This window comes from Paraburkholderia graminis C4D1M, assembly GCF_000172415.1.
Classification (GTDB): domain Bacteria; phylum Pseudomonadota; class Gammaproteobacteria; order Burkholderiales; family Burkholderiaceae; genus Paraburkholderia; species Paraburkholderia graminis.
Map to the genome: position 1 here is coordinate 51,634 of NZ_ABLD01000028.1, position 10,431 is coordinate 62,064.

The following is a 10,431-nucleotide window of genomic DNA, read 5'->3' on the forward strand; positions in this document are numbered from 1 at the left end:
TATTGTGGGCGATGGATTCTTGCACTGCAACCGCATCGACGGAGATTAGCACGAGCGTTCTATTCTCGTGATACGGTATTGACCCGAGTGCAGCGCGGGCCGCGACTGACAACCGCATTCGTAACTACAACCGAACAAGGAACCACAATGGGCCGTTCGATCAATCTGGAAGGCAAGGTCGCGTTGATAACCGGCGCGTCGAGCGGGTTGGGCAAGCGCTTTGCGCAGGTGTTGTCGCAGGCCGGCGCCAAGGTCGTGCTGGCGAGCCGGCGCACCGAGCGGCTCAAGGAACTGCGCGCCGAAATCGAGGCATCGGGCGGCGCGGCGCATGTCGTCTCGCTGGACGTAACCGATTATCAGAGCATCAAGTCGGCGGTCGCGCACGCGGAGACCGAAGCCGGCACCATCGACATTCTGGTGAACAACTCGGGCGTGTCGACCACGCAGAAGCTCTCCGAAGTCACGCCCGCGGACTTCGAGTACGTGTTCGATACGAATACGCGCGGCGCGTTTTTCGTCGCGCAGGAAGTGGCCAAGCGCATGATCATGCGCGGCAACAATGCGCAGAAACCGTCGTACCGGATCATCAATATCGCGTCGATGGCGGGGCTGCGCGTGCTGCCGCAAATCGGCCTTTACTCGATGAGCAAGGCCGCCGTCGTCCACATGACGAAAGCGATGGCGCTCGAATGGGGCAAGCACGGCATCAATGTGAACGCGATCTGTCCTGGCTATATCGACACGGAAATCAATCATCATCACTGGTCGACCGAGCAGGGGCAAAAGCTCGTGTCGATGTTGCCGCGCCATCGCGTCGGCAAGCCCGAGGATCTCGACGGCCTGTTGCTGCTGCTGGCGGCCGACGAATCGCAGTTCATCAACGGCTCGGTGATCGCCGCCGACGACGGCTTCGGCCTCGCGTGACTTTCACTCGTTTCAGGCAGGATTCAATCACTTAAGAAGCGGGAAGAGCAGAAGCACAATGAGCGATTTTCACGCAGTCTTTGAGATGTCGATGCCGATCCGCTGGGGCGACATGGACGCATTCGGCCATGTGAACAACACGGTCTATTTCCGCTACATGGAGCAGGTGCGTATTTCCTGGTTCGAGCAGTTGGGGCTGAGCGGCAGTCAGGCGGACGGGCAGGGGCCGGTGATCGTCAATGCGTCGATGGAATTTCTCAAGCAACTGCATTATCCCGGCGACGTGATCGGCCGCATGAGCGTCGCGACGCCGGGCCGCAGCAGCTTCGACACCGGCTTCGAGCTGGTGCGCGCGGACGATCCGAACACGGTTTATGCGCGCGGCGCCGCGCGCTGTGTGTGGATCGACTACGCGGCCGGCAAGTCGGTGCCGGTTCCCGATCTGCTGCGCGCAACGATCGAGCGTGCGGCTCTGGTGAAAACGGCCGAGCGCGCGGCTTAAGTTCGCGAGGGGCGACGTTCGGAGCGCGGTCTGTCTCCGACTCAGTGCCCAAGCAGCCGCTGCAACAACTCCGTCGCGTTCCCCGTATCGTATTTGCGCATCAGGCGCGCGCGGTACACATCCACCGTGCGCGGGCTGATGGCGAGCGCGCGGCCAATCTGCTTGCTGGTTTTTCCCGTCACCAGTTGCGCGGCGATTTCCCGTTCGCGAGGCGTCAATTCGACCGCCACGCGCCGCGTCGCGCTCAGATCCTCGAACGTCCAGACGCCCGCCGCGTGCGGGTCGGTGCGCCGCTGCGCGCGGCCCGTCACGTGGCACCAGAACAGTTCGCCGTTGGCGCGCTTCATGATGCGGTCGTCGGCGTAGCTGCCTTGCGCGGTCATGATCGGCGGAATGCGTGCGCCGATCCGCTCGAATTCGTCCGCCGACGGATACAGAATCTGAAACGACTGGCCGATCAGCGCCTCGCGCGGGCAGCCGAAGATCGACGCGAGCTCGTCATTGCAGTCTTCGATAATGCGTTCACGCGACAGCACGAGCCCGATCGGCGCGAGATGAAAAGCGGTTTGATAATCCAGGGCGGGCATGGGCTGGCGGCAAGTACTTATGTATTTTTGCGTATTGTGCCGCATGGCGCGGCGAGCGTACTCTTTCGGGCACATGAGAACGCGGTGAAGCGTCCGTGAGCGCGCGTGCGCGAGGCTTTGTCCTCTCTCCACGCGATGCGTCTCCCGGATGACTAGAATGACGTGTCGGGCCTCGGCCTGTACGCGTCGTATCAGCCGCAATAAACCGGTTTCGGGTTTCCATAAAGGAAGGGACATACTGATGAACAAGGTCTATCCAGGCGCCGCCGAGGCGCTGAAAGACATCGTCAAGGACGGGCAGACATTCGCCGTCGGCGGCTTTGGCCTGTGCGGCATTCCCGAGGCGCTGATCGCCGCGTTGCGCGATACGAAGGTGCAGGGCATTACGTGCATCAGCAACAACGCGGGCGTCGACGGCTTCGGTCTCGGTCTGCTGCTCGAGACGCGCCAGATCAAGAAAATGATTTCGTCGTATGTCGGCGAGAACAAGGAGTTCGAGCGCCAGTATCTGGCCGGCGAACTCGAGCTCGAATTCACGCCGCAAGGCACGCTCGCCGAGAAACTGCGCGCGGGCGGCTCGGGCATTCCGGCGTTCTTCACCAACACCGGCTACGGCACGCTGATCGCCGAAGGCAAGGAAACGCGGCAATTCGGCGAGAACCACTACGTGCTCGAACATTCGCTGACTGCGGATGTCGCGCTCGTCAAGGCATGGAAGGCCGACAAGTCGGGCAACCTGATCTATCGCCGCACCGCGCGCAACTTCAATCCGATGTGCGCGATGGCCGGCAAGATCACGGTCGCGGAAGTCGAAGAGATCGTCGAAGTCGGCGAACTCGATCCGGACGCGATTCACACGCCGGGCATCTTCGTGCAGCGCATCGTGCTGAATGCGCATCCGGAAAAACGCATCGAACAACGCGTCGTCCGCGCGAAAGGAGACTGATCATGGCATGGACTCGTGACGAAATGGCCGCGCGCGCGGCGAAGGAATTGCAGGACGGCTTTTATGTGAACCTCGGCATCGGCCTGCCGACGCTGGTGGCGAACCACGTTCCGGCGGGCGTCGAAGTGTGGCTGCAGTCGGAGAACGGCCTGCTCGGCATCGGCCCCTCGCCGACCGAAGACGAAGTCGACGCCGACCTCATCAACGCGGGCAAGCAGACGGTGACCACGCTGCCGGGCTCTTCGATTTTCTCGTCGGCGGATTCATTCGCGATGATCCGCGGCGGCCACATCAACCTGGCGATTCTCGGCGCCATGCAGATCAGCAAGAAGGGCGATCTCGCCAACTGGATGATCCCCGGCAAGATGATCAAGGGCATGGGCGGCGCGATGGATCTGGTCGCGGGCGTCAAGCGCGTGGTTGTGCTGATGGAGCACGTCGCGAAGGGCGATCAGCACAAGATCCTCGAAGAATGCACGCTGCCGTTGACGGGCGTGGGCGTGGTCGATCAGATCATCACCGACCTCGGCGTAATCGAAGTCACTGACGACGGCTTGAAGGTGACCGAACTGGCGCCGGGCGTGAGCGTCGACGAGATCAAGGCAAAGACAGGCGCGCCGCTGGATGTGAGCGCGGTTAGCTGATACGCGGTTGTTGATGGCGCTGCCGGCCTGACGTATAGGCGCTGGCTGGCGGCGTTGATTGTTCGCGTTGTGTGAAGCATGCAAGAAAGCGGGCGAGGCGTGAGTCTCGTCCGCTTTTGTCTTATGCGGCGGATGTTTTGGGTCGTTCGTCCTATGCCGTTTGGACGATCCTTGTCACGCGGCAAAGCGGTTTACAATCGTCCGAAGCAATCATTTGAAGATTCGACGCGGGCGGTCTTTCGCAGCATTCGCGCCCGCACGCAAGCTCAATCCGCAGCGCTTTTGCAAGGACCCCAGATGACTGCAACGACAGCCTTCGCCGGTGAGCGGCCCACGCCGCGCCAACGTTATGTGCAGTGCGCGAGCGCCGCGGGCCTGCATCGTATTGCGTACACGGAGTGGGGCGATCCGGACAATCCGCGCGTGCTGTTGTGCGTGCATGGCCTGACCCGCTCGGGGCGCGACTTCGACCGGCTGGCCGCGCAATTCGCCGGCACGTACCGTGTGGTGTGTCCGGACGTGGCGGGCCGGGGCTTGTCATCGTGGCTTGCCAACCCCAATCTATATAGCGTGCCGCAGTATGTCGCCGACATGGTCACGCTGATTGCCCGGCTGGACGTGGAAACGGTCGACTGGTTCGGCACGTCGATGGGTGGCCTGATCGGGCTCGGTCTGGCGGGCCTTCCTGAGACGCCGATCCGCAAGCTGTTGTTGAACGACGTGGGGCCGCATCTCGAGCCGGAAGCGGTCAAGCGTATCGGCGACTATCTCGGCAAGCCCGTGCGTTTCGAGTCGCTGCAGCAAGGCATCGATCACGCGGCGTTTCTTGCGACAACCTTCGGCCCGCTCACGCCGGACGAATGGCGCGAGATCAATACGCCGCTCTTGCGCGAGGAGAACGGCACGTGGCTGTTTCGTTACGATCCGCGCATCGCGCAGCCCTTCGCCGCGACCACCGAAGAAGCCGCGAAACTCGGCGAGGCCGCGCTATGGCATTCGCTGGCGTCGTTCCAGGGACCGGTGCTGGTGGTGAGAGGCGAGCAGTCCGATTTGCTGTCGCGCGAGACGGTCGCGAAGATGGTCGAGACCGGGCGCGACGTGTCGAGCGTCGAGATTGGCGGCGTCGGGCATGCGCCGGCGTTTCTGTCGGCGGATCAGATCGACATTGCGAAGCGGTTCTTTATCGGCCCCGGCAACGACGCGTCATAATATGCAGTTCCGCGTGACGCTTTCGGGTCATGCAAGCGGCATTTCCATTCAACCTTCTTCTATCTACGTCAGGATTCTCCATGGCAGTCATTCGTCACCATGTTGGTAAGCGCCTCTCGGAAATCGCCGTGCACAACGGCACGGTCTACCTGGCCGGCCAGATCGCCGAAGATGCGGATCAGGACATCACGGGGCAGACGCGCGAAGTGCTCGGCCACATCGACCGCCTGCTGGCCGAGGTCAACAGCGATAAATCGCATCTGCTGTCCGTGCAGATCTACATCTCGGACATGGTGCATTTCGCCGGCATGAACGCGGTGTGGGACGAGTGGGTCGCACAAGGCGCGACGCCGCCGCGCGCGACGGTCGAAGCGAAGCTCGCGAATCCGAAGTGCCTCGTTGAAATCGTCGTGGTCGCGGCGCAGCGTAGCTAAGCAACGCAGTTGGGCGACGCAGATAAGCGACGCACCAAGCAACGCAGCATCGTGCAGTCGTAGTTGAAATTCCGTTGATTTGCCAGGGCCCGCTGGGCCGCGCACCATGAATACCGAAACCGTTACGAACGCGCCGCATCCCCTCCCGTCTTTCGACGAAGCGATGGCATTCGTACGGCTGCATGCGGGCGAGGTGCGTCTGTCATCGGGCGAATTGCTGGCGGATCACGCGGCAGGCACCGCGTCCATCATGCGCACGCTCAATGTCGATCCGGCGGCCGTGCTGGCAGCGGCGTTGTTCGCGTTGACGCCGCATTTGCAGGACCCCGAACGCGTGATCGCCGACAACTTCGGCGAAGAAGTCGCGCAACTGGTCAGCGACGTGCGCAAGCTGCTGCGCCTTGGCACCGTGAGCTTGCGCGCCGCACAGAACACGATGCCCGAAGCGGGGCGCGACGCGCAGGCCGCACGGCGCGCGCAGGTCGAGGCATTGCGCAAGATGCTGCTCGCGTTCGCGCAGGACATTCGCGTGGTGTTGATCCGGCTCGCGTCGCGGCTGCAGTCGCTGCGCTATTACGCGGCGGCCAAGCTCACGCCGTCGCCGGATGTGGCGCGCGAAACGCTCGACATTTATGCGCCGCTCGCGAACCGTCTGGGCATCTGGCAACTGAAGTGGGAACTCGAGGACCTCGCGTTCCGCTTCGAGGAACCGGCGGTTTACAAGCGCATCGCCAAGCTGCTGGATGAGAAGCGCGTCGAGCGCGAAAGTTATGTGGCGCAGGCCATTGAACGCCTGCAGCAGGAACTCGCCGCCGCCAACATTCGCGCGGAAGTGAGCGGGCGCCCGAAGCATATCTTCAGCATCTGGCGCAAGATGCGCGGCAAGGAGCTGGACTTCGCGGAACTCTACGACGTGCGCGCGTTTCGCGTGATCGTGCCGGACATCAAGGACTGCTACACCGTGCTCGGTATCGTGCACAACCTGTGGCAACCGGTGCCGAAAGAGTTCGACGACTACATCTCGCGGCCCAAGCCGAACGGCTACAAGTCGCTGCACACAGTCGTGATCGGCGACGACGGCCGCGCGTTCGAAGTGCAGATCCGCACGCACGAAATGCATCGCTTCGCCGAATACGGCGTGGCCGCGCACTGGCGCTACAAGGAGGCCGGCACGCGCGGTTACGGCGGCCAGTTCGCGGCCAATGAGAAGTACGACGAGAAGATCGCGTGGCTGCGTCAATTGCTCGCATGGAAAGACGATGTGTCCGAGGGCGAGCACGGCGAAAAGCGCGCGGCGCAACCGTGGGAACAACTGCGCCAGGCCACGCTCGACGACGACCACATCTACGTGCTCACGCCGCAAGCCCGGGTGATCGCGTTGCCGCATGGCGCGACGCCGGTGGACTTTGCTTATCACCTGCATAGCGAGCTGGGGCATCGGTGCCGCGGCGCGCGCGTCGACGGCGCGATGGTGCCGCTGAACACGCAGTTGCAAAACGGTCAGACGGTCGAGATCGTCGCGGTGAAGGAGGGCGGTCCGTCGCGCGACTGGTTGAATCCGCAGCTCGGCTATCTGCATAGCCCGCGCGCGCGTCAGAAGGTGCGCGCCTGGTTCAATGCGGTCGAGTTGCAGGAGCACATCGCAAGCGGCCGCGCGATGGTCGAAAAGACCTTGCAGCGCGAGGGCAAGACGTCGGTCAATCTGGATCAGCTTGCCGCCAAGCTCGGCTTCAAGACCACCGACGATCTCTTCTCCGTCGTGGGCAAGGAAGAGTTCAGTCTGCGGCTCGTCGAGCAGGCGCTGCACGATGCGCCGCCGCCGGAGCCGGTGGTCGAGGCGCCGGAGCAATTCGAGAAGCGCAGCAGCGGAGCGAGCGTGGCGCGCGGCGCGTCGACGGGCGTGCTGGTGGTCGGTGTCGACGCGTTGCTCACGCAGCTCGCGCGCTGCTGCCGGCCTGCGCCGCCCGACGACATCTCGGGCTTCGTGACGCGCGGCAAGGGCATGTCGATTCACCGTAGCGATTGCCCGACGTTCATGCGCATGGCCGAGCGTGCGCCGGAGCGGGTGCTGCAAACCGCATGGTCCGCGGATGTGATGAGCGGGCGCGGGCAGTCGGTCTATCCGGTTGATCTGTCGATCGAGGCGACCGACCGCCAGGGACTGCTGCGCGACATCTCGGAAGTGTTCGCGAGAGAGAAGATGAATGTGATCGGCGTGAAGACGCAGACGCGCCGCAATGCCGCGTTCATGCAATTCACCGTCGAGGTGTCGAGTGCCGCGCAAATCCAGCGCGCCTGCACGCTGCTCGGCGAAGTGACTGGTGTCGTGCGCGCATCGCGTAAAGGGTGAAAGCGCGGTGTGTTGATGGACTCATGCGGTTATCGCGCGAGTCATGAAATGATGGGCAGTAGCGGATTTAAAGTCGGTGCATAAAAGTACTTGCCAAGCAGTGTGGTGCTCCATATAATCTCGTTTCTTCAGGCTCGTAGCTCAGCTGGTTAGAGCACCACCTTGACATGGTGGGGGTCGTTGGTTCGAGTCCAATCGAGCCTACCAACGAAAGTGAAATTCCGGCGTAGCCGGGGTTTCGCAAACTGCAGTAAGCGCCTCGGCGCAAAAGGCGAATACGGTTATGACACCGCGAACGTTGACCGAAACCACTTCGGAGCGACGCTAGTCGAGGACCACTTTCGCCAGTGCAGTTTGCAGGAAATGTGAATGCGGCCCCTCGAAAGCGGGGCCGCATTTTTTTTGGCTTGTTTGATGGTTGTATCTGCCGCCGCCGGTCGGCATCACGGAGAACGCAATGGTTTCGATACGTCTGCCTGACGGTTCTGTTCGACAGTACGAGCATCCGGTGACCGTCGCCGAAGTGGCCGCGTCCATCGGCCCCGGCCTCGCGAAGGCCGCGCTCGGCGGCAAGATCGACGGTGAGCTCGTCGATACGTCCACGTTGATCGACCACGACGTGTCGCTGGCCATCATCACCGAAAAAGACGCAGACGGTCTCGACATCATTCGGCACTCCACGGCGCATTTGCTCGCGTACGCGGTGAAAGACCTGTATCCCGAAGCGCAGGTCACCATCGGTCCGGTGATCGACAACGGCTTTTACTACGACTTCGCCTACAGCCGTCCCTTCACGCCCGAAGATCTCGAAAAGATCGAAAAGCGCATGCAGGAACTCGCGAAGAAAGACGAGCCGGTTTCGCGCCGCGTCGTGTCGCGCGGCGAAGCGGTCGACTACTTCAAGAGCATCGGCGAGAAGTACAAGGCGGAGATCATCGAGTCGATTCCCGCTACCGACGAAATCAAGCTGTACTCGCACGGCGGCTTTACCGATCTGTGCCGCGGTCCGCACGTGCCGTCCACCGGCAAGCTCAAGGTCTTCAAGCTGATGAAGGTCGCGGGCGCTTACTGGCGCGGCGACTCGAAGAACGAGCAGTTGCAGCGCATTTACGGTACGGCCTGGACGAAGAAAGAAGACCAGGAAGCGTATCTGCACATGCTCGAGGAAGCGGAAAAACGCGATCACCGCAAGCTCGGCAAGCAGCTTGACCTGTTTCACATGCAGGACGAGTCGCCGGGCATGGTGTTCTGGCATCCGCGCGGCTGGACGTTGTGGCAGCAGGTCGAGCAGTACATGCGCCGCCGCGTGAACGACGCCGGCTATCTGGAGATCAAGACGCCCATGATCATGGACCGGTCGCTGTGGGAGGCGTCGGGCCACTGGCAGAACTATCGTGAAAACATGTTCACGACGGAATCGGAAAAGCGCGACTACGCGATCAAGCCGATGAACTGCCCCGGTCACGTGCAGGTGTTCAACCACGGCTTGCGCTCATATCGGGATCTGCCGCTGCGTTACGCGGAGTTCGGCTCGTGCCACCGCAACGAATCGTCGGGCGCGCTGCATGGCTTGATGCGCGTGCGCGGGTTCGTGCAGGACGACGCACACATTTTCTGTACGGAAGACCAGTTCATCAGCGAGTCGATCGCTTTCAATACGCTCGCCATGAGCGTGTACAGCGACTTCGGCTTCGATCATGTCGAGATCAAGCTGTCGCTGCGCCCTGATGCGCGCGCCGGCACGGACGAAACGTGGGATCGCGCGGAGCAGGGCCTGCGCGAAGCGCTGACCGCGTGCGGCGTGACGTGGGAAGAACTGCCGGGCGAAGGCGCGTTCTACGGTCCGAAGGTGGAATATCACATCAAGGACGCGCTCGGCCGCTCGTGGCAATGCGGCACGCTGCAGCTCGACATGGTGCTGCCGGAGCGTCTCGGCGCGGAGTACGTCGCGGAAGACAACAGCCGTCGCCGGCCCATCATGCTGCATCGGGCAATCGTCGGATCAATGGAGCGCTTTCTCGGCATTCTGATCGAGCACCATGCCGGTGCAATGCCCGCGTGGCTTGCGCCGATGCAGGTGGTGGTGATGAATATCGCCGAAAGTCAGGCCGAATACGCCCAGTCTCTAGCCCAATCGTTGCAAAAACAAGGGGTTAGAGTAGAGGCCGATTTGCGCAACGAGAAGATTAGCTATAAAATACGTGAGCACACGCTTGAGAAGGTGCCGTACCTGCTTGTGGTCGGCGACAAGGAGCGTGAAGCCCAAACGGTAGCCGTGCGTGCCCGTGGTGGTGTCGACCTTGGCGTGATGCCTGCCGATACCTTCATTGAGCGTCTGCGCCTGGACGTGCAGTCGTTCAACTGAGCCACTTGGCAGCCCGGCTCGTTTTTTTAATTTTTAGAGGAAACGTAACATCGCTACTGATAAGTCTGCGCACCGCATCAACGGTGAAATTACGGCACCCGAGGTGCGTCTGGTCGGAGTCGAGAACGAACCGCTCGGCATCGTGAAACTCGCTGATGCGTTCCGCATGTCGGAACAGCAAGACGTGGATCTGGTGGAAATCGCGCCGCAAGCGGTTCCGCCGGTTTGCCGCTTGATGGACTACGGCAAGTTCAAGTACTCGGAAGCGAAGAAGCAGCACGAGGCCAAGCTCAAGCAGAAGATCGTTCAGTCAAGGAAGTCAAATTCCGCCCGGGCACTGACGACGTGACTACAACGTCAAACTGCGCAACCTCATTCGCTTTCTCGAAGACGGCGACAGACGAAAATCACGTTGCGTTTCCGTGGCCGCGAAATGGCTCACCAGGAAATCGGTATGCGCATGCTGGAAC

The 10,431-nt window shown here is 61.9% G+C and carries 9 protein-coding genes, 1 tRNA gene and 1 pseudogene; 10 read left to right on the forward strand and 1 reads right to left on the reverse strand.

Annotation, left to right across the window (positions count from 1 at the left end):
• Nucleotides 1-147 precede the first annotated feature (147 nt).
• Together BGRAMDRAFT_RS28840 and BGRAMDRAFT_RS28845 are read left to right on the forward strand one after the other, a co-directional pair.
• Nucleotides 148-924 carry an SDR family oxidoreductase gene (locus tag BGRAMDRAFT_RS28840; RefSeq protein ID WP_006052429.1) on the forward strand — a complete coding sequence of 259 codons (777 nt, stop codon included), beginning with the start codon at nt 148-150 and terminating at the stop codon, nt 922-924.
• Between the two features lie 58 nt (nt 925-982).
• Complete coding sequence (locus BGRAMDRAFT_RS28845) at nt 983-1,426, forward strand: acyl-CoA thioesterase (protein WP_006052430.1); 444 nt, start codon at nt 983-985, stop codon at nt 1,424-1,426.
• Nucleotides 1,427-1,467: 41 nt separating this feature from the next.
• Here the strand turns inward: BGRAMDRAFT_RS28845 and BGRAMDRAFT_RS28850 are convergent, their stop codons facing one another.
• Nucleotides 1,468-2,013, reverse strand: coding sequence for a PAS and helix-turn-helix domain-containing protein (locus BGRAMDRAFT_RS28850; RefSeq protein ID WP_006052431.1), 546 nt, complete (start codon nt 2,011-2,013; stop codon nt 1,468-1,470).
• Nucleotides 2,014-2,254: 241 nt separating this feature from the next.
• Here BGRAMDRAFT_RS28850 and BGRAMDRAFT_RS28855 point away from each other — a divergent pair, with 241 nt between their 5' ends.
• The 8 genes and pseudogenes from BGRAMDRAFT_RS28855 to infC form a co-directional block, all read left to right on the forward strand.
• Nucleotides 2,255-2,959, forward strand: a complete 705-nt coding sequence (locus BGRAMDRAFT_RS28855) for a CoA transferase subunit A (protein WP_006052432.1) — start codon at nt 2,255-2,257, stop codon at nt 2,957-2,959.
• Nucleotides 2,960-2,961: 2 nt separating this feature from the next.
• Complete coding sequence (locus tag BGRAMDRAFT_RS28860) at nt 2,962-3,603, forward strand: CoA transferase subunit B (RefSeq protein WP_006052433.1); 642 nt, start codon at nt 2,962-2,964, stop codon at nt 3,601-3,603.
• A 297-nt stretch (nt 3,604-3,900) separates the two neighbouring features.
• The gene (locus BGRAMDRAFT_RS28865; RefSeq protein ID WP_006052434.1) at nt 3,901-4,812 is read left to right on the forward strand and encodes an alpha/beta fold hydrolase; all 912 of its coding nucleotides are present in this window, start codon (nt 3,901-3,903) and stop codon (nt 4,810-4,812) included.
• An 80-nt stretch (nt 4,813-4,892) separates the two neighbouring features.
• The gene (locus BGRAMDRAFT_RS28870; protein WP_006052435.1) at nt 4,893-5,246 is read left to right on the forward strand and encodes a RidA family protein; all 354 of its coding nucleotides are present in this window, start codon (nt 4,893-4,895) and stop codon (nt 5,244-5,246) included.
• A gap of 106 nt (nt 5,247-5,352) precedes the next feature.
• On the forward strand, nt 5,353-7,596 hold the full coding sequence (locus BGRAMDRAFT_RS28875) for a RelA/SpoT family protein (protein ID WP_006052436.1): 2,244 nt from the start codon (nt 5,353-5,355) through the stop codon (nt 7,594-7,596).
• A 130-nt stretch (nt 7,597-7,726) separates the two neighbouring features.
• Nucleotides 7,727-7,803 (forward strand) — tRNA-Val (locus tag BGRAMDRAFT_RS28880).
• A gap of 250 nt (nt 7,804-8,053) precedes the next feature.
• Nucleotides 8,054-9,961 carry a threonine--tRNA ligase gene (gene thrS, locus BGRAMDRAFT_RS28885; RefSeq protein ID WP_006052437.1) on the forward strand — a complete coding sequence of 636 codons (1,908 nt, stop codon included), beginning with the start codon at nt 8,054-8,056 and terminating at the stop codon, nt 9,959-9,961.
• 49 nt (nt 9,962-10,010) lie between these two features.
• Nucleotides 10,011-10,431: pseudogene (gene infC / locus BGRAMDRAFT_RS28890) on the forward strand (translation initiation factor IF-3); the annotation flags it as partial.

What these genes read in the sequence shown, in the direction of transcription:
- thrS (WP_006052437.1), top strand. Translation starts at nt 8,054, where the DNA reads ATGGTTTCGATACGTCTGCCTGACGGTTCTGTTCGACAGTACGAGCAT.
- BGRAMDRAFT_RS28855 (WP_006052432.1), top strand. Translation starts at nt 2,255, where the DNA reads ATGAACAAGGTCTATCCAGGCGCCGCCGAGGCGCTGAAAGACATCGTC.
- BGRAMDRAFT_RS28875 (WP_006052436.1), top strand. Translation starts at nt 5,353, where the DNA reads ATGAATACCGAAACCGTTACGAACGCGCCGCATCCCCTCCCGTCTTTC.
- BGRAMDRAFT_RS28860 (WP_006052433.1), top strand. Translation starts at nt 2,962, where the DNA reads ATGGCATGGACTCGTGACGAAATGGCCGCGCGCGCGGCGAAGGAATTG.
- BGRAMDRAFT_RS28870 (WP_006052435.1), top strand. Translation starts at nt 4,893, where the DNA reads ATGGCAGTCATTCGTCACCATGTTGGTAAGCGCCTCTCGGAAATCGCC.
- BGRAMDRAFT_RS28845 (WP_006052430.1), top strand. Translation starts at nt 983, where the DNA reads ATGAGCGATTTTCACGCAGTCTTTGAGATGTCGATGCCGATCCGCTGG.
- BGRAMDRAFT_RS28865 (WP_006052434.1), top strand. Translation starts at nt 3,901, where the DNA reads ATGACTGCAACGACAGCCTTCGCCGGTGAGCGGCCCACGCCGCGCCAA.
- BGRAMDRAFT_RS28840 (WP_006052429.1), top strand. Translation starts at nt 148, where the DNA reads ATGGGCCGTTCGATCAATCTGGAAGGCAAGGTCGCGTTGATAACCGGC.
- BGRAMDRAFT_RS28850 (WP_006052431.1), bottom strand. Translation starts at nt 2,013, where the DNA reads ATGCCCGCCCTGGATTATCAAACCGCTTTTCATCTCGCGCCGATCGGG.